This is a genomic window from Sorangium sp. So ce363 (assembly GCF_051520435.1).
GTDB classification, from domain to species: Bacteria; Myxococcota_A; Polyangia; order Polyangiales; family Polyangiaceae; genus Sorangium; species Sorangium cellulosum_B.
In genome coordinates, this window is sequence record NZ_CP150333.1 from 5,649,260 (window position 1) to 5,672,168 (window position 22,909).

Genomic DNA, 22,909 nt, shown 5'->3' on the forward strand with positions numbered 1-22,909 from the left:
ATCGCTGCCCCCGAGTCACCACCGAAATCGGAACATTGATTCGTCCAGGGTGATATTTTTCAGTGTTTGTGCGCCATACATCCAACTCGGACGGAGTCTGGCGTTCGCGCCCGTCACCGAGCGCGGCAGTGCGGCGCGCTAGCGCGGCGCTTCATGCGATGTGGGCTGGCTCTCGGAGGGCTGGAGGAGGTCGATCACGCGGCGCGCCGGGAGGGCGCGTCACAGGCGCAGGTCATTGCGGCACCTCGACGGTGGGACAACCGAACTCGACCCGGACGCTCTCCGCCCCCATGGACTTCACGTGCTCACACGTGGCGCCCTTGATCACGATGGTGGGCGGGGTCGTCGAATCGTCGTAGTCCCAGCCGTCGTCGCCCGGCTTCGGCAGCACCTCATCGTCGATGAAGACGTTCACCTTCGCGCGGTCCGGCGGCTCGGTCTCCAGCGAGAGCTCGCAGGTCCTCACGAGATCCCTCGTGATGCTGGTCAGCGTATCGCCGAGGCTCGCCGCGTCCACCACCTCGAAATAACGGGGCGAGGTCTCCGACGTGGCCGTGTCGCCCTCGACGGCGAGCTGGTCCAGCACATTGGCATAGACCGTCGCGCCGGGGATGCCGACGACGAAGGTCTTGATACCGGCCGCGCGCAGGTCCTTCACCCGCTGCACCGTGCGCACGTCGTCCAGGCACACGTCCGTCAAGCCGGCGGCGCAGCAGTTCGGCACGCCCGAAGGGCAGTCCCCATCCATGTTCGTGGTGCACGTCGCGGCCTCGCAGGTCATGGCCGGATCCTGGTTGCAGTTGGGACCGCCGTCGGTCGCCAGGAGGACGTACTTGTCGCCTTCGAGGGTGCCGCCGGCTCCCACGGTGAGGTACCCGAGGGCGCGCGCGAGGGCGTCCGCGGTCGGCGTCGCGCCGCCGGGGTCAGTGCCATCCAGGAGGGTCTTGATGGCGGGGACGGCGGTCGCGCCCGGCCCCACGGCCACGCTCAGGTCCTCCCCCGCCGGCATGCCGCAGTGCTCGTCGGAGGGAAAGAGCTGAAGCCCGACGGACATCCTGTCCTGGACCACGTCGAGCGCGGTGCCGAGGGCGCCCTTCATCATCGTCCAGCGGTCGCTCGCTTCCCACGCTTTGGTCATGCTGTCGGAGCGATCGAGCACGATCACGAGGTGAACCTGCCGCGGCTGAGCTTCGACCTGCTGGCCGCCGCAGTCGCCGCCGCCCTCCCCCCCGCCCGAGCTGGCGCCCGACCCGGACGCGATGAGGCCGCCTCCGAGGGAGGGCTCCCCGCCCGTTCCACCGGAGTCCGTTCCACCGGCGCCGCCGTTTCCGGAGCCGCCGCTGCCCGCGCCCGTTCCGCCATCCGATACCGAACATCCCGACGCGAGCGCCCAGCCCAGGCACCAGAGCGATGTCAGGAACAAGGAGCGGGCGTAGTTCCCGCGGTTCTTGCCGATCATAGCCATTCTCCTCGACACGAGTGAATCGACACGAGTCAACGCGCCAGCGCGCGGCGTCAGCCCGGAGGAATGCGGCAGATGCCGTTGTAACACTGCACGGTTCCGGCGTTGCAGCAGTCGGACGTCGCGCCGCAGAGCTGCCCGTACTCGGCGCATCGCGGCGGGGTGCCGCCCGCCCCGTCCGAGCCACCGCCGCCGCCTGCGCCGCCTGCGCCGCCCGTTCCGCCGGTCGCGCTCGAGCTCCCGGTCGCGCTCGAGCTCCCGGTCGCGCCTGTCGGGGAGTCCGGCGTCGTGCACGTGCCCGAAACGGAGCCCGGCTCGTACTCGCACGTCGTTCCGACGCAGCAGTCGCCGTTGTTCGTGCAGGGTCCGCCCGCCGTGACACACTGGGGCGTCGTCCCTCCTGGCGTGTCATAACACTGGAGCTTACCGGTTTCGCTATTCCGCACGCAGGGAGCGCCGTCGCAGCAGTCGTCGGCGGAGGCGCAGTCCTCGCCTGCCTGGCGGCAGGCCGTGAGCGCATTGCACCGAGGCACGCCGAGGGCGTCGAGGCGGCAGTTGCTGGCGTTCCCCAGGTAGCTGCAGCAGTTGTTGGGGGCGCTGGTGGACGTATCCGCGCAATAGCTGTCCTTGAAGTGACAGACGCCGCCCTGGGGCGTGCAGCCGTTCGGGTTGCGGCAGCGGCCGATCTCCCCGTCCGGATCCCCCGACTTGTCACAGACGACGTTGCCCGCGCCCGGCAGATCGGCGGTGGGATCGCCGCCGCAGCAGTCCTCGTTGCGCTGGCACAGGGCGCCGTTCACGCGGCAGCCGCTCGGCGGCTGGCAGACGGCGATCCCGGTGGGGCCGTACGGCGCGCAGACGCGACTGCAGCAGAAGCCGCAGCTGTCGCAGACCGCGCCGTCGATGCCGCCGCTGTTGCAGCGGCTCGACGTCGACGGCTCCGCGCCGCAGTAGCCCGCGGGGTCGGATGCGCTCCGCTTCACGCACACGCCGGTACAGCAGTCGCTGTCGCCCGTGCAGACGTCGTTGCGCTGCACACAGAACGAGGAGTAGAGGACGCAGCGGTTGTCTCGCCCGCAGAGCTGGGAGCAACACTGGCTGTCCTCGGTGCACGGGTTGCCGCCCGTCTGGCATGCGGTGGCGCCGTTGACGTCGCTGCACGTCCCGCCGACGCACATGCCGCTGCAGCACGCGGCGCCGCCTGCCGTGCAGTCGGATCCGTCGGGGAGGCAGGCGGTCGCGCTGCACCGGCCTGAAGCGCAGTTGAGGGTACAGCACTCCGAGGATTCCTCGCAAGCGGCGCCTGTCCCGAGGCAGACGCTGAGCGGCGACGCGCAGGTGCTCGTCGCGCTGTCGCAGATGCCGGAACAGCAATCTCCGGAGCGCGCGCACGTGGACCCATAAGGCTCGCAGGTCGGCACCTCGACCCCCGTGTCAGGGCCGCCCGAGCCGCCGACGCCGTCCCTACCGCCCGTACCGCCCGCGCCGCCGGCGGCACCGGCACCGCCGGCGCCCGCACCGCCAACGCCTGTGCCCGCACCGCCTTCTCCAGAGCCGGCCGTCGCGCCAGCGCCGCCCGTTCCGGTCGTCTCGCCGCCGCCGCCCGTTCCAGTCGTCCCGCCGCCGCCAGCGTTGGCCCCTCCGGAGCCACCGGCGGAGGAGCTGCCCCCGGCCGCGCCGCTGGAGGGCCCTGACGTGGTGGCGACGCCACCTTCGCCTCCCGAGCCGGTGCCCTCGGACGAGCCGCAGGCACCAGAGAGCCATACGATACCGACAGCCGCGAAAATTCGAGATACGCGCATGCACTTTCCTCGCTTGATCGCTTGCCGCAACCGACGCAGTCAGAGAAAGGATACATTCGCGCAACTCCAGCTTGTCCGTATGGCTTTTGTTTCAGGGCATGCCCCTCTCCCTCCATTTTTGTCGGAGGTGGTGAGCCTCGTAAGCGCTGCGCGCACCTGTGCGCGCAGCGCAGAGCTCGCGTTCGCCTGGCCGTGATGAGCTCTGCCCAGAACGGTCAGCGAGACCGCAATCCGCGCTTTGGTGAGGTTCGTCGCAAAGAGCCCTCGACGGAGGAAGCGACGTTGTACGCTGTACGGTCCTCGAGAGGAGAGGACATGCAGGCTGTTTGGAGAGGCACGTTCATGGGGGCAGCCCGGCGACGGCCGTCCGCTCCCTTCTCCCCCGCTCTACGCGGATGTCCTCGTCCCCTTCCAGAGCGCGCTCCAGAACCGCCCCGTCTTCACGGCGCCTTCCGGGACGGACTCTCGGGCGCTCTCCTCGGCGGGCTTCTCCTTGTGGGCCTGGCCCTCGAGGAAGGTGATGAGCCGCTCTCGGAGAGGATAGTACATCGGGTCCTCCAGCACCTCCTGACGGTCCCGCGGGTGCGGGAACGGGACCTCCAGGATCTCGCCGACCCGCGCCCCCGGGCCGTTCGTCATCATCGCGATGCGGTCCGACAGGAACAGGGCCTCGTCGACGTCGTGCGTGACCATCAGCGCCGTCTTCTGGTCCTCTGCCCATAGGTTCATGAGCACCTCCTGGAGCTCGAACCGGGTGAGCGAGTCGAGCATGCCGAAGGGCTCGTCCAGAAGGAGCATCTTGGGCGACAGGGCGAAGGCGCGCGCCAGCCCGACCCGCTGCTGCATCCCCGACGACAGCTCGCGCGGCTTCTTGTGCATGGACTCCTCGAGCCCCACGAGCTCGAGGTAGTGCGTCGCGATCTCGATGCAGTCCTTCCTGCTCTTCTGCCGGTGGACCTGCTCGACCCCGAGCAGGACGTTCTCGAGCGCCGTCATCCAGTGCAGGAGGCAGGGCGACTGGAACACGACCCCGCGGTCCGGGCCAGGGCCCTGGATCTGCCTGCCCGCGAGGACGATACCGCCGCTCGTGATCTCGGAGAGGCCCGCGACCATCGACAGCACGGTGGACTTCCCGCACCCGGAGTGGCCGATGAGGGACAGGAACTCTCCCTTCCTCAGGTTCAGATCGAAGTTCCGGACGACGACCGAGGGGCCCTTCGGCGTGGGAAAGGTCTTCGTGACATTCCAGATCTCGAGGTACTTCTTCATGCGACCGCCTCCGCGCTCCGCGCTGCATCGGGCGCGCTCTCGCCCGCCTTGGGCCCGGCGCCCGGGCCGAGCAGGTAGCTGATCACCGCGCCGCGGATCTCCTTGAAGCGCGGGTCGTGGTTGAGGGCCTTGCGATCCCGAGGGCGCTCGAGATCGACGGTGATCCCTGGCCCCAGCGTGGCCCGAGGGCCCTTGCTGAGCGGGAGGATCCGGTCGGCGAGGAGGATGCCCTCGTCGACGTCGTTCGTGATGAGGAGCACGGTCTTCCGGGTGGCGCGCCAGATCCGCGCGATCTCGTCCTGGAGCGTCGCGCGCGTGAGCGCGTCCAGCGCGCCGAACGGCTCGTCCATCAAGAGGACCTCCGGATCCATGGCGAGCGCCCGCGCCACCGAGACCCGCTGGCGCATGCCGCCGGAGAGCTGCGCCGGCTTCTTCTCGCGGGCCTCGGTGAGCTTCACCATGGCGATGTAGCGCTCGGTGTGCTCCCGCTTCTTCTCTGTGGGCCAGGAGCCGAAGATCTGGTCCACGGCCAGGTAGACGTTCTCGTAGACCGTGAGCCAGGGCAGGAGAGAATAGTTCTGGAAGATGACGCCGCGGTCGGGGCCCGGCCCCAGGGCGACCTTCCCGTTCAGCTTCACCTCCCCGGTGTCCGGCCTGAGGAGCCCGGCGATGAGGGACATGAGCGTCGTCTTGCCGGCGCCCGAATAGCCGACGACGGCGACGAACTCGCCCTTCTCGATCTCCAGGTGGATGTCCCTGAGCACCTCGGTGCGGGTGGCCCCGCCACCATAGCTCTTCCCGACGTTGCAGAGCTCGACCAGCGGCATGGACGTCACGCTCCCGCCAGCTTGAGCCGGCGCTCGACGAGGCTCATCAGGGCGTCCAGGAGGAAGCCGACGACCCCGATGGTGATGATGCACAGGATGATGTGCTCGTAGATGAGGCTGTTGTACTCCTGCCAGAGGAAGCCGCCGACCCCGGGCGAGCCGGTCAGCATCTCCACGGCGACGATGACCAGCCAGGCGATGCCCAGGCTGAGCCGGAAGCCCGTGAACATGTAGGGGAGCGCCGCGGGGAGCTGCACCTTGAACAGCGTCTTCATGCGCGACAGCCGGAGCACCCGGGCGACGTTCATGTAGTCCTGCGGGATCGATCGCACCCCGAGCGCGGTGTTCAGGACCGTCGGCCACATCGAGCACATCGCGATGGTGAAGACGCCGGCGGGGTCGGGCTTCTGGAAGAGCACGAGGCCGAGCGGGAGCCACGCGAGCGGCGAGACCGGGCGGAGGATCTGGATGATGGGATCGAAGCTCGACTTGAACAGCCTCGACGCGCCCAGGAAGAAGCCGATAGGTGTCCCGAGGAGGATCGCCAGCGTGTAGCCCTTGGCGACCCGCTGGAGCGAGTACCAGGTGAAGCGGAGGATGCCCTGGTCGAGCTCTCCCCGCTTCTCGAACGGCTCGAAGATGTAAGGCCTGCTCACCTCCCATGTCTTGAGCGGAGAGGGCAGCGCCTGGGTCCACAGGCTGCTCGCGGCGGCCCACAGCCCGATCACGCACGCCACCCCGAAGAGGGGCAGGATCATGTGGTCGACTCGAATCCTCGGAGAGATCGCCTTCGCCTCGCTCATGCAGCACTCCTCTTCCACTTCCGATTCCGCTTCCGCCGCCGCGCCTCCCGCCGGCGCGGCGATGGCGATGTGGGTTCATCCCTTCAGGGCGTGGACCGGGAACGACGTCGCGTACTTCTCCGGGTCCTTCGGATCGAACGTCACGCCGTCGAACAGCGTCTCGGGCGCGTCGCTCCGGCCGCCGTGCGCGACCCCGAGCTCCTTCATCGCCTCCTCGTAGAGATCGGGGCGCATGACCTGCTTGACGACGCCCTCGTAGTCCGGCTTCCCCTCCACCATGCCCCACCGGCGGAACTGGCTGAGCCACCAGAGCGCGTACTTGGGCTGCGGGTAGTTGCAGCCCCGCTCGCTGAAGATCATGTAGTCCTTGTCCTCTTTCGTGCGCCCGTCGCCGTAGTCGTAGCGCCCCTGCAGCCGGCCGAGGATGAGCTCCGGCGGACAGTTGATGTACGTGGGCCTCGACACGACGTCCGCCTGCTCGGGGCGGTTGTCGAGCTTGTCCAGCCAGACGCTCGCCTCGTGGAGCGCCTTGATCACCGCCTTCACCGTCTTCGGGTTCTTGTCGGCGAACTCGGCGGTGAACGCGCACACCTTCTCGGGGTGGTCCCTCCAGAGCTCCTGCGTGGTGACGGCCGTGTAGCCGATCTGGTCGGCGATCGCCCTGGCGTTCCACGGCTCGCCGACGCAGAAGCCGTCCATCTTGCCCACCTTCATGTTGGCGACCATCTGGGCGGGCGGGATGGTCACGAGCGCGACGTCCTTGTCCGGGTGGACGCCGCCCGCGCCCAGGTAATAACGGGTCCACATGGCGTGCGTTCCGGGCGGGAACGTCATCGCGAAGGTCATGGGCGCCCCCTTCTCCTTCGCCTCCTCGATGAACGGCTTGAGCGCCTTGGGATCTCCGGCCACCTTGCCCCGGAGGTCGCTCTTCATCGTGATCGCCTGGCCGTTGCGGTTGAGCAGCCACGGGATGACCATGGGCATCTTCGGCGATCCGAGGAGCCCCATCGTCGAGGCGAGGGGCATGCCGAAGAGCATGTGCGTCGCCTGGAGATCCCCGTTCGTGAGCGAGTCGCGGATCGCGGCCCAGCTCGCGCCCTTCACGATGGTCGCGTTGATGCCGTACTTCTTGAAGAACCCCTTCTCGTGGGCGATCACGAGAGGAGAGCAGTCGGTCAGCGCGATGATGCCGAAGCGCAGATCGGACACCTCGGGCCTGGCGGCGTCCGGGATGAGGGGCGCGGCGTTCGCCGCGGGCTTCGCCGACGCTTCGGACCGCGATTCGCAAGCGGGGAGGAGCGCGGCTCCCCCGAGCGCGAGCGCACCGCCGAGGAAACGCCGGCGGTGGAGGGGCGTGGCGCTCGGGGCCTCACTCGCAGGTTCTCGTCTCTTCATTCCAAAGATCCTTTGCTGGGATGACCGTGGAGCCTCGGGCGCATGGAGATGGACACGCCCGCCGGTCGGGGCAGACTGGACGGGCTGCGCTCCGGGGCGCCGTCCGTGAAATCGCCTGTTCGTTCGAGGATGAGCTAGGCCAGCTCCGCGGCGAGATCGGCAGGGTGAGCTCCCTCTCGCCGCGGGTGTGCGCCCTGGATGGCCTCAGCCATACACGGGCCCAGGATTTGCCAAGGACGATGCATGGGCGCCTGTTTCTATGAAGTTTCTGTAGGATATTTTTTCTTCATTCACTTCACGTTCGTTGCGTTCGTCATGTTCGTTGCGTTCGCCACGCCGCCTTCGTCTTCAATTTCAATGACTGCGGGGCAGCGGCGCGCCCGAGCGAGCGGTCGGGGAGCGTCGCGAACGGACCGGTTGCTTGCCAGGCCTGGGGTGAGGCTGTAGCGTCCGCGCGGCGCAGGAGGAGCGCCACGCCGATCCGGCGGGTGTGATGCGGCAGGCAGCAGGTCATGGGAGCGACGATGACGAGCGGGTCCGCGACGTGGGTGGGGGCGGCGGCGTGCCTCCTGGCGTGCCGGTGTACGTCCCTCGCCGGGCTCGATGGGCCCTATCACCTGGAGGCGGGCGGGGGCGCCGGCGGTGGGGGTGGCGGGGGCGCCGGCGGGCAAGACTGCGCCGAGGAGGCGAGCGAAGGGTGCGTCTATGACCGGTGCGGCGCCGTCCCCGAGAGCGCCCCGAGCGGCGTCTACGCGCTCGATCCCGACGGGCCCGGCCCAGAGGAGCAGGCCGAGGTCTACTGCGGTGAGCCTGTGGACGGCGATCGCTGGGCGCTCGTCTACAACAGCGTCGGGTCAGCGGACGGCGCGACGCTCCCGTTCTGGAAGATCCTGTATGCCGATCGGCTCGCCACCAAGGGGACGCCGTCGCTCGGCGACAACCTTTACCAGCCGTCGCTGTACATCGCCGGCCGGGAATACCGCGACGAGATCGAGGACATCGCAGGGACCGTCGCCGAGGTGATGCGGGCGACCGCCGAGGGCATCGACACCGGGGACATGCACCTCCTCACGCCGATACGGGTCGGCGGCGATGAGCACCTCTTTTCGTGGCAATTCGCCACGGGGTGGTCGTCGCCGGATTTCGACGCAGACACCAAGGACGACGGCAATTGCGCGGGCGCCTATGCGGGCGTCACACAGCACTACGGGCACTGCTTCGTCTACAACCTCGGCGCGGACGACGATGAGCCGATCGAGGACGAGGGCTGGGGCCCGCACATGAGCACTCCGGACGCGACGTCGTACGGGCTCTCCGACGACGGGAGCGGTTATACGCGCTTGCAGCGGATCTCCCGCTGGACCCGCTGGTGATCGCGCCCCGCCCGGACCAGATCGCTCGCCGCTGGGCCGGGCCGGGGCGTCGCCAACCCCCGCCGCTCGGCGCCCCCGAGGGCCATCGCGCGGCTGACACCCGGGCTGCCGCGGTGGCAGACTTCGACGACGCATGAGCGACCGTTCGACCCCCGTTGACGTGCCGCCTCGCTTTCGCGTGATCACCGATCCGCGGGGCGAGGAGGTCGACGACCGCACCATCGTCCTCGGCCCGAGCCACGCGTTCGGCGACGGCCGGCACGAGAGCACGCGGATGTGCCTCCAGGCGCTCGCGTCGTTCGCGCCACGCAGCGGCTTTCGCCTCTTCGACGTGGGGAGCGGGACGGGGATCCTCTCGATCGGCGCCGCGAAGCTCGGCGGCGAGGCGATCGGGGTCGACATCGACGCCGCCGCGAACGCGATCGCGGCGGACAACGCGCGGCGGAGCGCGGTGGAAGCGCGCGTGAGCTTCTCGGCGACGTGGCCGGACGGGATGTTCGACATCGTCGTGGCCAACATCCTTCGGGACGTCCTCACGGCGCTCGCCCCTCGGATCGTGGCGCGCCTGGCTCCCCGCGGGACGTTGATCCTCTCGGGGCTCGTGTCCACCGACGTTCCGGAGATCGTGGCGCGTTATGCGCCGCTCCTGGCCGACCGTCGACCGGAGATCTTCGAGCGGGGCGCGTGGCGCGCGCTCGTGTGGCGCGACGCCGAGCCGCGCGCCGATGCCCGAGCCGCGACATGATCTCGGCGCGGCGGGCTCACCCGGACGACCGCATGACCGCATGACTCCATGACCGGAACCGGAGGAGGAGCATGAGGGAGCAGCGCCGTCGCGCCCTCCCGCAGCGCCGCCGTTGACCCGGGGCGCGAGGGCGCGCGAACATCCGGCGACCCCTTGCCGACCCTCCCCGCGACACGCCACCTCGCCGCGCTCCTCGCGCTCGCCGCGAGCGCCTGCTCCCGCGGCCCTGCGCCCGGCGCGGACGCGGGGCCTGGCCCGGCCGGCAGCGCGAGCTCCTCGGCCAGCGGCGCGGGCGCTCCGGCCGCTCCGCTGCCTCCGTCCACGGCCGCGCCGCTGCGCGCGCCGGTCCGGGAGGGCGGCGCCCTGTCCCGCGCCGCGCGCGGGGACGCGCTCTATGTGGCCGACGAGGACCACGGCGTCGTGCGCGTCGTGCCGCTGCCGCTCGACCCCGCCCGGCCCGGCGCAGGCGTCCCCGCGCCAGGCAGGCCCGCGCAGGTGCTCGCGCTCGGCGGGCGCGGCGAGCACGACGCACGCGTGCTCGCCACCGTCCGCGACCCGGGGCTGCTGCTGATCTTCCGGCCGGATCCTGCGGCCGGCCTCGTCGAGGTGGGCCGCGTGCCGCTGCCCGCCGACGCGTGGGGCATCGCGGTCACGCCCGACGAGAAGACCGCGATCGTGACCTCGGCGTGGACCCACAAGGTCTCGGCCGTCGACCTCGAGGCCAGGCAGACGCGGTGGACCGTCGACGTGGCGCGCGAGCCGCGGGGCGTGGCGGTGCTGCCCGACGGCAGCGCCGCGTACGTGAGCCACCTCGTCGGCGCCGATCTCACGAGGATCGACGATCTCGGCGGGGCGCCGAAGGTCCGGCGCGTCGCCCTGCCCGCCTCGCCGCTGCGCGCGCCGTCGGGCGAGCGGCTCGCCGCGTCGCTGGGTTATGCGCTCTCGCTCTCCGAGGACGGGCGGCGCCTGTTCGCGGCGCGGCACGCGCTCGGCGCCATGGGCCACGCCGCGTGGTTCGGCGCCGCGACGGTGGACGTGCTGATCACCGGCCGGGACGAGCCGCTCGCCCCGCCGCACCACGGCAACCTGCCGGTGCTCCGGTCGGCGTTCGCGGAGCAGGTGATCACCCCGGAGAGCGTGATCACCCTGCCCGGCGCGGGCGTCACGCCCGTCACCCAGCCGCGCGCCATGGCGTACCGCAAGCGCGCGCGCACGCTGCTCGTCGCGGGCGAGGGCGACGATCTCGTGCTCGAGGTCGACGCGACCGCGGTGGATCCGACGCTCGCGATCGTAAGGAGCTACCCGGTCGGCGGCCGCTACGATCCGCACATCCACGTGGCCGGCACGTGCGGCGCGCCGACCGGCCTCGCGCTCTCCGCGGACGAGGCGACGGCGTGGGTCTTCTGCCGATCGACCAGCGACGTGGCGGCGCTCCGGCTGCACGATGCGGCGCCGGGCTCGACCGTCGCGCCCGTGGGAGCGGCGGGCCCGGCGGGCTCGGCCAGCCCCGCGCCGGCGCCAGCCGCCGCGGGCGCGGCGGAAGGGCCGTCGGCGCTCGTGCACCTCGCCGATGATCCGCTCGGGCCGGAGGTCGCGAAGGGCCGCCGGCTCTTCTACAACGCGCTCGACGCCACGGTGAGCGGCAACCTCGGCTGCGCGGGATGCCACCCCGACGGGCGCGACGACGGGTACGTCTGGCGCGAGGCCACCTTCAGCACGGCCGACGGCGAGCACGCGAACTTCGTCGGGCGGCCGGAGAACATCCCCGAGGTCGCCAAGAAGCGAGGGGTTCCGCGGCGCACCCCGATGCTCGCCGGCAACGTGGGCGCGGCCGGGCCGTACGGCTGGCACGGCGAGAGCGAGGACCTCGTCAGCAGGCTCCGGACGGGCATGGGGCTGCACCGCTGGGGAGGGCTGCCGATCGACCATACGCCGGCCAGCCTCGCGGCGCGGGCGACCTATCTCGCGATGTTCCTCCGCCGGGGCCTCGTCACGCCGCCAAGCGCCGAAAGGGCGCCGGACGAGCGCGTGAAGCGCGGCCGGGAGATCTTCCACAGCGACGAGGCGAAGTGCTCCCGCTGCCACGTCCCCACGAGCGATTACACCGATCGCACGGCGTACCCGATGCCGAAGCGACCGCCGCCGCCGGGCTACGACGAGGATCCGCGCCCCGAGTACAAGACGCCGTCGCTGCGCTTCGTCGGAGGCCGGCCGCCCTACCTTCACGACGGGCGCGCCGGCACGCTGGAAGAGCTCATCGAGCAGAACGCCGACTGGATGGGCAAGACCAGCCACCTGTCGCCCGAGGACAGGGCGGCGCTCGTGGCGTTCCTGGAGACGTTATGAGGCCGCGCTCCGTGCTGCTCGCCTTGATGGTCGCTGGCGTGGCCTCCGTCCTGGCCGCGGCGTCCGGCGCGCCCGGCGCGCAGCCAGGCGGCGCGCCCAAGGCCGCGGCCAGCGCCGCGACCGACGCCAGCGCCGCGAAGGCCGCGGCGGGCGCCACGGCCGACGCCAGCGCGAGGAACGCCGCCGCGACCGACGCCGCCGCGACCGATGCCGGCGACGAGCTGCCCCTCGACGCCGCGCCCTTCCCGCCCGAGCCGTCCAAGCAGCCCACGGCCGCCGAGTGGAAGGCGGCGCCCCGCGTCCGCCTCTCCCGCGCCGGCCCCGCGGCCGCGGGCTGCCGCGCGTACAGGGCGAGGGAGTGGCTGCGCATCCGCTGCCCGGAGCTCACCGTCTCGGCCATCTCGCTGCTCGGCGGGAAGTCCGAGGGCGTGGCCTTCTGGATCGATCCGCCCCGCGGCGGCAGCGAGCTCCCGCGCGGGGGCGAGGTGATGTTCCCGATCCGCCGCGGCGATCGGCGGGTGATCCAGATCCTGACGTTCGGCCCGGGCTACGACGGGCCGTTCACCTTGTTGCCCGCGATCGTCATCCAGGAGCAATGGCTGGAAGACGAGCCGGCGCCGACCGTGACCGCCTCCTGAGAGACCATGCGATCCCCCACCACGCCTCGCGCCATCTCCTCGCTGTTCCTCCTTGCCGCTGCGAGCGGCGTCCTCGTCGTCGCGTGCGGCGCCGCCCCCGCGGCTCCCGGCGGCCTGCCTGCCGATCAGGCGCCCGCCGCGCAGCCCACGGCCACGAGCCCCGCCTCGACTGCCGGGGCGGCGCTCGCCCCGGCGCCGCCCCAGCCCGACCCGGCGGTGGCCTCGGCGCCCGCGAGCGCCGGGCAGGCCGGCGCCGAGCCGACCGCCGCGCCCGCCGAGGCGGCGAAGCCATCGGACGGCTGTCCCGACGGCATGGCCCGGGTCCCGGGCGGCAGCTTCGTGATGGGCCCGCTCAAGGTGAAGGCCACGGTGGGTGACCTCTGCGTCGACAGGACCGAGGTCACCGCCGAGGCCTTCGCGGCGTGTGTCAAGGCTGGCAAGTGCACGGATACATTCGCGGATTGCGCCAAGGAGGCGTCGACCTACGGCGTGGCTGGCAAGGAGAAGCAGCCGATGGTCTGCGTCGACTTCTCGCAGGCCCAGGCCTACTGCGCGGCGCAGGGCAAGCGGTTGCCGCGCGACGACGAGTGGGAGTGGGCGGCCCGCGGCGGCGAGGAGGCGCGGCCGTATCCGTGGGGCGAGGAGGCCCCGAAGGATCAGCTCTGCTGGTCCGGCGGCGGCGCCGCGCGCAAGACCGCGTGCGACGTGGGGAGCTTCCCGGCCGGCGCGACCCCGCAGGGCATCCAGGACCTGGCGGGCAACGTCTTCGAGTGGACGACCAGCGCCAACGACGGCAAGGGCAAGATGCGCATCGCCCGCGGCGGCAGCTGGCGCGACGGCATCGCGCCGCTCGTCAGGACCGCGCGGCCGGGCGGCTTCGAGGCGACGTACCGCTGCGGGTTCCTCGGGATCCGCTGCGTCGTCGAGCCCGCGGCCCAGGCGACGAAGTAGGCGGCGCCGCGTCAGCCGAGCGCCAGACGGCAATCGGCTGGGAATGCCATCCCTGACACCGGACGCGTCACTCAGCGGTTGCAGAGGTTGCAGCGGTCGCGCCCCGTTTTGCCAGTTCCTGGCACGGCGCGGCGGCGGCGTCACAGGCGCCCAGCGCGTCTTCGGCGTCGACGGTGATGACTTGATGGTCCGCTGCGCTGCACCCGCACTGCCACCCCAATGCCGGGTCTTCCTGCTTACAGCTGATGTTCAACGACGTGTGCAACACGACATCCAGCCCACCCAAGCTGGACGGCTGTTGGCAATCGAGCTCGGAATAGCAGACGCCACGGCTCGCAGTTCGGTGAACCCGGCTGCAGGTGGCATCGCGAAGCACCGTCTCGGGATGAAGCGACTTGCATGGCTCTGCCAGGTTCGTGCAGATCTCCGAGCCGGACGCATTGCTGGGAATGTCGAAATACACGTCGCTCCAGTTGTCCCAACACCTGCATCCCCACGCGCTGTCCCCGGTGCCTGCGCCGCAGTTGATGATATAACCAGCCGCCGCAGTTTGCGTGACACCGCCCCCGAGGTCCGCCGAGTAGATGCAGGACGTATCGACGACGCAGGAATCCTCGGTTCGCCCCTGGTCACTCGACGCACAACTCGGAGATTCGGTGAAGGGCGACGGGTCGTCTCCAGAGGCACATACCGCGAGGGCTTGCTCGCAGCCCGCTTGCAGGTCGTTCTCCGCGAGGTGGTACGACGTATAGCGGGTCGCGGTGGAAGCGGTGCAGTTCATCCCACCAGCGCTGCTGATGGTGCAGAAAGATTGCTGGTCGTCGTAGGCAAAAGCGTCGATCGCTCCCACCATCAGCGGGATCTCACACCTGCGGTCGGTCTGGCAAACGCTGTCAAATACCTGCGTGAGCGGCTCGGCGCACACGGGCTCGCCGTATACAATATCCCCCACCTTGCACGCCTCGAGGATCGAGCCACATACCCCGGCAGACAAGCTCGGAAGCGAGAAGGCAAGCCCGCCAAAGCTGTCTTGACAAACACAGCTGGCAACCCCACCGATAGTCCTGCAGCTCGCCGTGATCGTGCTACCGGTGCACACCTGGCGCGCCGAACAAAAATCTTCACCCTCCTGCACCGTGGAGGGTGAACACGTCCCCGGGTCGTGCACGACTGTCGACGGGTCGGGTTGCAACGGCGCTATCGGACCATCCGCCTCACCCTCCGTCTCTATCGGACCATCCTCTATCGGACCATCCGCCTCACCCTCCGCCTCTGTCGGACCGCCCGCCTGACCTTCCGTCTCTGTCGGAGGCGAGTCAGCCCCATCGTTCGACTCGCTCGTATCTGTCTCACCCTTCTGTGGAGGGGTGGGAGTCGTCTCTTCCTCTGGAGCCGCATCTCCGCCGGACTCGTAATGCCCGCCCACGAGGTCGGTGGCCTCGGTCCCAGGATGCCCACGTTCGATGAAGCAGCCGACGCAAAGGCTGGACGCGAGGATCCCAAGGCAGCGAAAAGATGGGCGCATGGTGGGATCTAGAGAATACAAGAGCGATCCGGGAGTCAAGTTCGTCGTAGCGGCCGTCCACCGTACAGCCACGTTACACACGTTGGTTAATCTAGAAACCCCTTACACGATCGACCTTCCTCCTGAAAAAGTGGCGCCGTATCAGAAAGAATCATCCCTACATCGACGATGAGGCAGCCCTGAGATCAAGGGCTTGAGCGCTCTCTTTGCGCAGCTGGTCGGCTTCAGCTCGGCAGCGGCGGCGCTCGGCGTCGTCAGTGCAGGTCGTCTCGGCATGGACGTCTCCCTTCGCCCTGGTCGGGCGTCGTTCCGCTTGCGTCTGAGCGCCTCGTCGCATCCGCAGGAGCGAGCTGTGGCTCGATCGACGATCCGCATTCAAATGCCTCGAATTCTGCTGCCAGCGCGCCCCACGCGAGCGCTGCTGGCAGCTCGATGCGCTGAGGGTCTGACGCAGCGCGCGGCCGTCACCCGCGATCGTCGGCCGCCATGGAGCGCAGGACGCGCTCGGAGGCTTCGGCGTGCTCGAGCAGCAGCGCCGCAAAACCGCGCTGAAGCTCGATCTTGCGGCGCATCCACGCCTCGAAGGCGCCGTGGTCGAAGCGCGCGAGGTCGTGGGGGGCGGCGGGCAAATCGCCCGCAGCCCGCATGGTCTCCGCGGCGCGGCCCGCCGCCTCGCCGATCTCGCGGTAGCCGGCGGCCACCCGGCGCATCGCGTCGTGTTCGAGGCGGGCCTCGGGCGTGGCGCTGCCCACCCAGCGCGCGTGGGCTTCCAGGTTGTCGGCCACGTGTCGGAACAGCTCCGCCAGCCGCTCGGGAACCACCGCGTTGTTCGCCAGATCGCGTCCACAGGGCTCGTCCATCGGTACCTCCTGTCCATTCGCCCCAACGCGCGAGGCGTCGGGTCGTGACCGCAGGCCGCAGTCCAGGAGCGAGAAGTCCAAACGCTATCTGAAATTCAGGCTCCTCGTAGCGGCCGCGCGCTCCCGGCGCGGAAGCGCAAGAACGCGACCGCCTGAGCGCGAGCGGCCAACGACGCCGAGCGCGCGACGGTCCTCGAGAGGATCGCCGGCGCCGGACCTCGGCCGATCAAATGCTGCACTCCACGAAGCCCTGCGTGTTCGTGGAGACGTTCATCTCCCACCTGGACTGGGTGGCGTCGTACTGGACGACCACGCCGGTGGAGACGCCGCCGCGGAGAATGCCGCCAATCCCCTTGAGCCAGCACGTCTTGCCGTCCACCGCGGGGCCGAGGTCCACCGACCCTGCCTGGATGCCGTGGTAAGCCTCGCCGAGGTAGTCCGTCACCTGTACGCAGCTCGCGTAGCCGGCGACCTTCCCCTGCCCGTGGAGGTACCAAGAGCCGCCGTCTTTCTCCACGCCGATGTAGTCCGACGCGCTGGCGAAGTTGTCGCCGCCCTCGTAGTTGATGACCTGCGTCAGGAAGCAGCGTCGGTTGTTGCTGGTGGACGCGAGGTACACCCTGGGGCTGGTCGTGGTATAACTGTTGTTGGAGTAACCGACTTGCGTGATCATGGTGCCGGGGTTGGCGAGCCCACCGTAGGCACGAACCGACACACCCGAGTCGGCGTGCGCGAACACGCGCGCCGTGCCGAGCCAGCTGTACATCGCGACGTTGCCACCGTCCCGGAGGTTTCCGGTCACGCCCATGATGTAGGCGGCGTTCCCGCTCCAGGTGCCGAGGTTCTGGAAGGCGTTGCCCGACGTCGCGGTGGCGCTGCTGTACCCGAACGCGGCAAACGCCTGCTCGGCGGTGCCGATCGCCTTGTCCTCGCCCCCGTCGACGTCGTCGTTGCCCTGATCCGGGCTCTCGACCTCGACGTTGCACCCCAGGAGGGCGATGACCGAAGCGACCGACAGCACGCGAAGACAAGCGCGAGCTAGTTGCGTGTGCATAGGATGTTCCCCTTTTCGAACGCAGCGGGCCGAGGCGGCGCGCTGCGACGACAATGCTACGCTGACCCGACCCGGTGACGACGGACACGGGGCTTACGGCTCGCGCGGGGCGGCGTTTTCGAGAAGAGCGCCGAGGACCAGCACGACGTTTGCCGTGCGCAGCGAGAGGGGCAAACGGCAAGCGGCTGGGGCCGTACATCGTGGAGACCAACGGACAAGCTCTTATGGAGCGCCTCACGACGATCCCTGGCGACAGATACGCGGCGCTGGAGGAGGAAAAGCTGCCTCGGTCACGGGAAGGTTCGCTGGCCGAACGACTGTGGAGGCGCGCCGGCCACGTCATGTCAGCGATCGCAACCTGCGCCGACCGGCTCGAAGGTGATGCGATCGAAGATGGAGACGTAGTCGGGGGACGGCACGCCCGTGTAGGCGATCATGCCGACCTGAAGCGTCGCCGGCAGATCGGCGCGGGTGATGGGCGCGACCGACGTCGGCCACCCCGTGTCGCCAGGGTGGCGGTAGTAGATCGTGAAGGTCGCGCCCGTCCGGCAGAGCCGCAGCTCGGCGTCGGCGGTGAAAGCCGTCTCGCCGTACGTGCTCTTGCTGTTGGTGGTGCTCTTGTGCTCGACGGCGAGCTGGTTCATCTCGGCGTAGCCGACCACGCCCAGCACGTAGTTCTCGGAGCTCCCGCTCGGATTCCGGCCCATGAGGCCGCCGACGTCGGCGAACTGGTTCGGCGTCTGGTCGCGGTTCGACGCCCGCCGGGCGTGGACGGTGGCGGTGACCTTGAAGTCGCCGGTCACGAGCTTGTAGACAAGCACGCCCTGGCTCGCCTGGTACCACAGCGCGCCGCCGTGCGGCGTGAGCGAGAGCGCGCCGCCGCTCACCACCACGTCCGCGAGGTCGGGCCGCAGCACGGTCCAGTCCGGCGAGAGCGCGCTGCCTTCGAACTCGTCGCCGGCCGGGAACGCGCCGTCCGTGCCACCGGTCGGCGCCGCGCCCGCCGTACCGGCGCCGCCAGCTCCCGCTGCGCCGCCCGCGCCGCCGTTCCCCGCCCCCGCCCCTCCGGCTGCCTCGCCTATGCCGCCCATCGCAGCCGTGCTGCCTCCGGTTTCAGATCCGCCACCCGTCCCCGGCGCGCCTGCGGTCGCGGAACCGCCGCCGGTGGCGGACGCGCCTCCCGTCGCGCCCGATCCCGCCGCGCCGCCCGTGCCCGAGGCCTCCCCGCCTGCGCCGCAACCGGCGGCGGCAATCAGCGCGGCCGCCAGCGACCCGAGGACCCCGGCAAGCCGCCGTCCGACTGCGTTCATGGGCCCATCGTCTCCGACGTTGCGGAGAAAGACAACGGCGCCGCGCGCGCGGGCGCCCCCTCAGCGCGGACCGCAGGGGGTCCGGTGGGGCCGGTAGCTCGCCGTGCTCACCGCTCAGGGGGCTAGCACTACTGCCGCAGATTTCTCTCCGAGACGCCAGAGCTTGAGCTTCTCCGGTGACGACGGTGTCGATCGGGCCGATAAAAGCAAGGGCAGCGGGGTAGCCATCGAACGAGAATGCGCGCCATGGCGAGGCGGATCGTAATGAATGAATCGGCGACGTGCCGCTCAGAATGGCGCGCCCGCCGATCCTTCGCATCAGCGGCGACCGTGTTAGAATCACCACATCGGAGGAAGGGCGTGAGAGAAGCCGAGAGCCGAGATGGCGGGGCAGAAGCGGTGGATGTGCTGATCGTCACCGCGGTCAAGGAGGAGTATGACGCCGCGCTCTTGGTGGACACCGGCGCCTGGCCGGGGAGCCTCTGGGAGAAGCGACCCGGGCCGACGAGGCTCGAGGTCGCGTTCCGAACTTTTCGCGCACGCGACGGTAGCCCTGTGCGCGTCGCGCTCACGCGCGCGCTCGAGATGGGCGGCGTCGCCACGACGAATGCGACCGTGCCCCTGCTGAGCGCGTACCAGCCGCGCTGCGTGGCCATGTGCGGTGTCTGTGCCGGGCGCAGGGGAGACGTTCAGCTCGGGGACGTGATCGTAGCCGACCGGCTCTGGACCTACGTTACCGGCGCGAGCATGGCGGAGAGAGATGACCAGGGGCGCGAGACGACGCGCTTCAAGGCCGACCCATCCACCTACAACCTCGACGCGATCTGGAAGCAGGCCGCCGAAAGCTTCCGGCCGGACGACGCCGAAGCATGGCTCAAGGATCGACCGCGCTCGTATGACGAGCAGGGCGATTGGCTGCTCGCGCGCCTCCTCGCCGGCGAGGACCCGCGCAGCCATCCTGACCGGACGTCGCGCTGCGCCGACTTTGCCAAGGTCGTGCAAGCGCTCCGGACGCGAGGGTGGCTGACGTCGAGCGGTCTCGGTCTTGCCGATGCCGGCCGCGCATACATCGATGACAAGCTGCTGCTGCATCCCGATGGGCTGCCCGAACGCGAGCCTTTCGCAGTCCGCGTCGGTCCTATCGGAACTGGGACCCAGGTGATTCGCGACCCGCACATCTTCGACAAGCTCTCGGAGCGGATGCGCAAGGTGCTCGGCTTGGAGATGGAAGCGGCGGCCATCGGCGCGATCGCCCATCTCCACGGCATCGAGCGCATGATCGTGATGAAGGGCGTCATGGATCACGCCGATCCGGCGAAGAACGACAACTTCAAGGCGTTCGCGGCCCGCGCCTCCGCCGAGTGCCTGATCGCCTTCCTGCGGGCGAACCTGCGGCCCGTGCCGCCTGACGTTGGCGACATTCTCGTCCCCGGCACGCCCAAGGAGCGACCCAAGCCGAGCCCAGCCGGATTGCTGAACGCCCGCCATGAGGTTGTCCCTTTCTTCGTGTCCGGCCGCGCGGCTCTCCTCGAGGATCTCCGCACATGGTGCTCCGAGCCCACGGAGGTCGGCATCCTACTCCTCTATGGTACCGGGGGGATGGGCAAGACACGGCTCTTCATGCATTTCTGTAAGCTCCTGCGCGCCGAGGGCTGGACGGCTGGATTCCTGATCAAGGAGGCCGAGACAGTACGGTTCGAGTCACTGATCCACACGTGGCGACCAACGCTGGTGGTCATCGACTATGCCGAGAGCCGGACGAATCTTCGCGCGCTGCTGCGGATCGTCGCGCGGCGGCGTAGTGGGCAGGGCGCAGGCCCGCTGCGCATCGTGCTGCTCTCGAGGGCCGTCGGGGACTGGTGGGAGGCGCTGATCCGGCGCGATGCAGATCTGAGTGATCTGCTGCTCGATGCTCCGCTGCGCGAGCTCGCGCCCCTCGCGACCGTGGGAGCCACGCGCGACGAGGTGTTCCGCGAGGCGGCCGCGCGCTTCGCGACCGTGCTTGGTAAGGACATCCCAGGCGCCGTGCCGTCGCTCGACGATCCGCGGTTCGATCGGGTGCTGTACGTGCACATGGCAGCGCTGGCCGCCGTGAACGGGCGGGCGGTCAAGGCGAACCAGCTCCTTCAGGACACGCTGGAGCACGAGGAGCGCTTCTGGTGGTCGCAGGTGTCCGTGGTGCCTGGGGAGCCGGAACAAGACCTCTTCATTGAGAAGTGCCGCCGCGCCGTGACGGCGTTCACGCTTACCGGCGGCGCGACCATGCGAAGCGACGCAGAGGAGCTGCTGGAGCGCCTCGATCCGCCGCCGGACAAGGCGATGTTGAGGCTCCTGCACCATCTCTACCCTGGAGGCCTGACCGGAGCGAACGCGGCTGGATACGTCGGTCGGCTGGAGCCGGATCTCCTCGGCGAAGGGATGGTGCTGCGGACCTTGAAGGCGGAGCGAGCATCCGCGGGACGGCTCCTGGATTGTGTGTTCCAAGGCGCCAGCGAGGAGGCTCTCCGCACGGGCTTCACGGTGCTGGGGCACCTGTCCGAAGAGAACCCGGAGGAGGCGCAGGGCTGGATCGCGCACATGCTGGATCGCGATGTCCCGGGGCGAGCCGTAGCGGCGCTCGAAGCCACAGAAGCGGTCGGCAAGCGGACCGCATACGGAACCCTTGGACCTCAGCTCGCGGAGGCGCTCGCGCGGAAAGGGACGGTCGAACTGGCGGAGCGGATCGAGATGGAGCTCTGGGAGACCACAGGCTCGGGGCGTGCGTACGATGCAACGTCGCGGTGGGTGGGCTCCGAACTGTCGTTGCGCGCAGTGGCCGCGTGGGTGATGGAGACGCAGCTGAAGCACCTGCCAGCGAGGGAGATACCAGAGCCGCAAGCCGAGCGAGCACGGCTGCTGAACAACCTGGGCGAGACGCAAAGCGCGCTCGGGCAACGAGAGGCGGCGCTGGCCAGCACGCAGGAGGCGGTCGACATCCTCCGCAAGCTTGCGGCCGCGCAGCCCGCTGCGTTCCTGCCGTACCTCGCGGGCAGCCTCAACAACCTGGGCATTAGGCAACTCGCGCTCGGGCAACCAGATGCGGCGCTGGCCAGCACGCAAGAGGCGGTGGAGCAGTACCACAAGCTTGCGGCCGCACAGCCCGCTGCGTTCCTGCCATACCTCGCGGTCAGCCTCAACAACCTGGGCGTCATGCAACGCGAGCTCGGGCAACCAGATGCGGCGCTGACCAGCACGCAGGAGGCGGTGGAGCAGTGCCGCAAGCTTGCGGCCGCGCAGCCCGCTGCGTTCCTGCCGGACCTCGCGGGTCGCCTCAACAACCTGGGCATTCAGCAAAGCGCGCTCGGGCAACGAGAGGCGGCGCTGGCCAGCACGCAAGAGGCGGTGGAGCAGTACCGCAAGCTTGCGACCGCACAGCCCGCTGCGTTCCTGCCGGACCTCGCGGGCAGCCTCACCAACCTGGGCACAGTGCAAAGCGAGTTCGGGCAACGAGCTGCAGCGCTGGCCAGCACGCAGGAGGCGGTGGAGCAGTACCGCAAGCTTGCGACCGCGCAGCCCGCTGCGTTCCTGCCGGACCTCGCGAGCAGCCTCACCAACCTGGGCGCAGCGCAATACGAGCTCGGGCATTCAGAGGCGGCGCTGGCCAGCACGCAAGAGGCGGTGGAGCAGTACCGCAAGCTTGCGGCCGCGCAGCCCGCTGCCTTTCTGCCGGACCTCGCGAGCAGCCTCACCAACCTGGGCGCAGCGCAATACGAGCTCGGGCATTCAGAGGCGGCGCTGGCCAGCACGCAAGAGGCGGTCGATATCCATCGCAAGCTCGCGGCCGCGCATCCTGCTGCGTTCCTGCCGAAACTCGCGAGCAGCCTCAACAACCTGGGCGCAATGCAAAGCGAGCTCGGGCAACCAGAGGCGACGCTGGCCAGCGCGCAAGAGGCGGTCGACATCCTCCGCAAGCTCGCGGCCGCGCAGCCCGCTGCCTTCCTGCCCTACCTCGCGGGCAGCCTCACCAACCTGGGCGTTCATCAAAGCGCGCTCGGGCAACCAGAGGCAGCGCTGGCCAGCACGCAAGAGGCGGTCGATATCTGCCGCAAGCTTGCAGCCGCACAGCCCGCTGCCTTCCTGCCGGACCTCGCGAGGAGCCTCAGCAACTTGGGCAATAGGCAAAGCGCGCTCGGGCAACGAGAGGCGGCGCTGGCCAGCACGCAAGAGGCAGTGGAGCAATACGGCAAGCTTGCGACCGCAGAGCCCGCGGCGTTCTTGCCGGGCCTCGCGAGGAGCCTCAGTGACCTGGTGTTGCTGCGCAATCTCATCGATATCGCAGCCCATCGCATCGAGCATGATGCTTGATGCTGAGGGGTTCCGCCCAACTGCGCAATCTCATTGTGCGTCGAGGAGCCAGCGCAAAATCTGCCCGGAGAGCGGCATTGCCTATCCACACCAGAGCCCGTTCCGCTCTCTCGATCCCTCGCGCGCAGCCGGCGGACCGCCGGGCTCGCGGGCGGCCGCTGCGCCGCCCGGCGCTCGCGCCTTGCCTTCTGGCCCGGCGCAGCGC

Annotated in this window: 16 protein-coding genes; 6 read left to right on the forward strand and 10 right to left on the reverse strand. The window is 69.8% G+C overall.

Translation table 11 applies throughout. The annotated features are described in order from the left end of the window. Positions 1–232: 232 nt before the first annotated feature. The 6 genes from WMF12_RS21450 to WMF12_RS21475 all read right to left on the reverse strand — a co-directional run bounded on the left by WMF12_RS21450 (position 233) and on the right by WMF12_RS21475 (position 7,558). Positions 233–1,459, reverse strand: coding sequence for a vWA domain-containing protein (locus WMF12_RS21450; RefSeq protein ID WP_437873363.1), 1,227 nt, complete (start codon positions 1,457–1,459; stop codon positions 233–235). A gap of 56 nt (positions 1,460–1,515) precedes the next feature. Next, a complete protein-coding gene (locus WMF12_RS21455; RefSeq protein ID WP_437873364.1) occupies positions 1,516–3,264 on the reverse strand; it encodes a hypothetical protein in 1,749 nt (582 codons plus the stop codon). A 387-nt stretch (positions 3,265–3,651) separates the two neighbouring features. Then, a complete protein-coding gene (locus tag WMF12_RS21460) occupies positions 3,652–4,533 on the reverse strand; it encodes an ABC transporter ATP-binding protein (protein WP_437873365.1) in 882 nt (293 codons plus the stop codon). Then, positions 4,530–5,360, reverse strand: coding sequence for an ABC transporter ATP-binding protein (locus tag WMF12_RS21465; RefSeq protein ID WP_437873879.1), 831 nt, complete (start codon positions 5,358–5,360; stop codon positions 4,530–4,532). The genes WMF12_RS21460 and WMF12_RS21465 overlap by 4 nt, the downstream gene beginning before the upstream one ends. A gap of 5 nt (positions 5,361–5,365) precedes the next feature. After that, entirely contained in the window at positions 5,366–6,163 is a 798-nt protein-coding gene (gene ntrB, locus WMF12_RS21470; RefSeq protein ID WP_012236667.1) for a nitrate ABC transporter permease, read from the reverse strand. A gap of 75 nt (positions 6,164–6,238) precedes the next feature. Beyond that, positions 6,239–7,558 carry a CmpA/NrtA family ABC transporter substrate-binding protein gene (locus tag WMF12_RS21475; protein ID WP_437873366.1) on the reverse strand — a complete coding sequence of 440 codons (1,320 nt, stop codon included), beginning with the start codon at positions 7,556–7,558 and terminating at the stop codon, positions 6,239–6,241. Positions 7,559–8,082: 524 nt separating this feature from the next. On the opposite strand from WMF12_RS21475, the gene WMF12_RS21480 reads away from it, so the two are divergent. The 5 genes from WMF12_RS21480 (at position 8,083) to WMF12_RS21500 (ending at position 13,611) form a co-directional block, all read left to right on the forward strand. Then, complete coding sequence (locus WMF12_RS21480) at positions 8,083–8,931, forward strand: fibrinogen-like YCDxxxxGGGW domain-containing protein (protein WP_437873367.1); 849 nt, start codon at positions 8,083–8,085, stop codon at positions 8,929–8,931. 133 nt (positions 8,932–9,064) lie between these two features. Further along, a complete protein-coding gene (locus WMF12_RS21485) occupies positions 9,065–9,676 on the forward strand; it encodes a 50S ribosomal protein L11 methyltransferase (RefSeq protein WP_437873368.1) in 612 nt (203 codons plus the stop codon). Between the two features lie 153 nt (positions 9,677–9,829). Further along, positions 9,830–12,022, forward strand: a complete 2,193-nt coding sequence (locus WMF12_RS21490) for a hypothetical protein (RefSeq protein WP_437873369.1) — start codon at positions 9,830–9,832, stop codon at positions 12,020–12,022. Further along, the gene (locus WMF12_RS21495; protein ID WP_437873370.1) at positions 12,019–12,660 is read left to right on the forward strand and encodes a hypothetical protein; all 642 of its coding nucleotides are present in this window, start codon (positions 12,019–12,021) and stop codon (positions 12,658–12,660) included. Before WMF12_RS21490 ends, WMF12_RS21495 begins: the two co-directional genes overlap by 4 nt. A gap of 6 nt (positions 12,661–12,666) precedes the next feature. Beyond that, positions 12,667–13,611: a formylglycine-generating enzyme family protein gene (locus WMF12_RS21500; protein WP_437873371.1), complete on the forward strand. Its 945-nt coding sequence runs from the start codon at positions 12,667–12,669 to the stop codon at positions 13,609–13,611. A gap of 67 nt (positions 13,612–13,678) precedes the next feature. Here WMF12_RS21500 and WMF12_RS21505 read toward each other — a convergent pair whose 3' ends face one another. The 4 genes from WMF12_RS21505 to WMF12_RS21520 all read right to left on the reverse strand — a co-directional run bounded on the left by WMF12_RS21505 (position 13,679) and on the right by WMF12_RS21520 (position 18,360). Beyond that, positions 13,679–14,563, reverse strand: a complete 885-nt coding sequence (locus WMF12_RS21505) for a hypothetical protein (RefSeq protein WP_437873372.1) — start codon at positions 14,561–14,563, stop codon at positions 13,679–13,681. Positions 14,564–15,600: 1,037 nt separating this feature from the next. Beyond that, entirely contained in the window at positions 15,601–15,996 is a 396-nt protein-coding gene (locus tag WMF12_RS21510; protein ID WP_437873373.1) for a hypothetical protein, read from the reverse strand. A 226-nt stretch (positions 15,997–16,222) separates the two neighbouring features. Beyond that, on the reverse strand, positions 16,223–17,050 hold the full coding sequence (locus WMF12_RS21515; RefSeq protein WP_437873374.1) for a hypothetical protein: 828 nt from the start codon (positions 17,048–17,050) through the stop codon (positions 16,223–16,225). Positions 17,051–17,394: 344 nt separating this feature from the next. Then, complete coding sequence (locus tag WMF12_RS21520; RefSeq protein WP_437873376.1) at positions 17,395–18,360, reverse strand: hypothetical protein; 966 nt, start codon at positions 18,358–18,360, stop codon at positions 17,395–17,397. 360 nt (positions 18,361–18,720) lie between these two features. Here WMF12_RS21520 and WMF12_RS21525 point away from each other — a divergent pair, with 360 nt between their 5' ends. After that, complete coding sequence (locus WMF12_RS21525; RefSeq protein ID WP_437873377.1) at positions 18,721–22,704, forward strand: phosphorylase family protein; 3,984 nt, start codon at positions 18,721–18,723, stop codon at positions 22,702–22,704. Positions 22,705–22,909: the final 205 nt, after the last annotated feature.

What these genes read in the sequence shown, in the direction of transcription:
- WMF12_RS21455 (WP_437873364.1), bottom strand. Translation starts at nt 3,264, where the DNA reads ATGCGCGTATCTCGAATTTTCGCGGCTGTCGGTATCGTATGGCTCTCT.
- WMF12_RS21495 (WP_437873370.1), top strand. Translation starts at nt 12,019, where the DNA reads ATGAGGCCGCGCTCCGTGCTGCTCGCCTTGATGGTCGCTGGCGTGGCC.
- WMF12_RS21475 (WP_437873366.1), bottom strand. Translation starts at nt 7,558, where the DNA reads ATGAAGAGACGAGAACCTGCGAGTGAGGCCCCGAGCGCCACGCCCCTC.
- WMF12_RS21460 (WP_437873365.1), bottom strand. Translation starts at nt 4,533, where the DNA reads ATGAAGAAGTACCTCGAGATCTGGAATGTCACGAAGACCTTTCCCACG.
- WMF12_RS21510 (WP_437873373.1), bottom strand. Translation starts at nt 15,996, where the DNA reads ATGGACGAGCCCTGTGGACGCGATCTGGCGAACAACGCGGTGGTTCCC.
- WMF12_RS21500 (WP_437873371.1), top strand. Translation starts at nt 12,667, where the DNA reads ATGCGATCCCCCACCACGCCTCGCGCCATCTCCTCGCTGTTCCTCCTT.
- WMF12_RS21480 (WP_437873367.1), top strand. Translation starts at nt 8,083, where the DNA reads ATGACGAGCGGGTCCGCGACGTGGGTGGGGGCGGCGGCGTGCCTCCTG.
- WMF12_RS21515 (WP_437873374.1), bottom strand. Translation starts at nt 17,050, where the DNA reads ATGCACACGCAACTAGCTCGCGCTTGTCTTCGCGTGCTGTCGGTCGCT.
- WMF12_RS21450 (WP_437873363.1), bottom strand. Translation starts at nt 1,459, where the DNA reads ATGATCGGCAAGAACCGCGGGAACTACGCCCGCTCCTTGTTCCTGACA.
- ntrB (WP_012236667.1), bottom strand. Translation starts at nt 6,163, where the DNA reads ATGAGCGAGGCGAAGGCGATCTCTCCGAGGATTCGAGTCGACCACATG.
- WMF12_RS21520 (WP_437873376.1), bottom strand. Translation starts at nt 18,360, where the DNA reads ATGAACGCAGTCGGACGGCGGCTTGCCGGGGTCCTCGGGTCGCTGGCG.
- WMF12_RS21485 (WP_437873368.1), top strand. Translation starts at nt 9,065, where the DNA reads ATGAGCGACCGTTCGACCCCCGTTGACGTGCCGCCTCGCTTTCGCGTG.
- WMF12_RS21465 (WP_437873879.1), bottom strand. Translation starts at nt 5,360, where the DNA reads ATGCCGCTGGTCGAGCTCTGCAACGTCGGGAAGAGCTATGGTGGCGGG.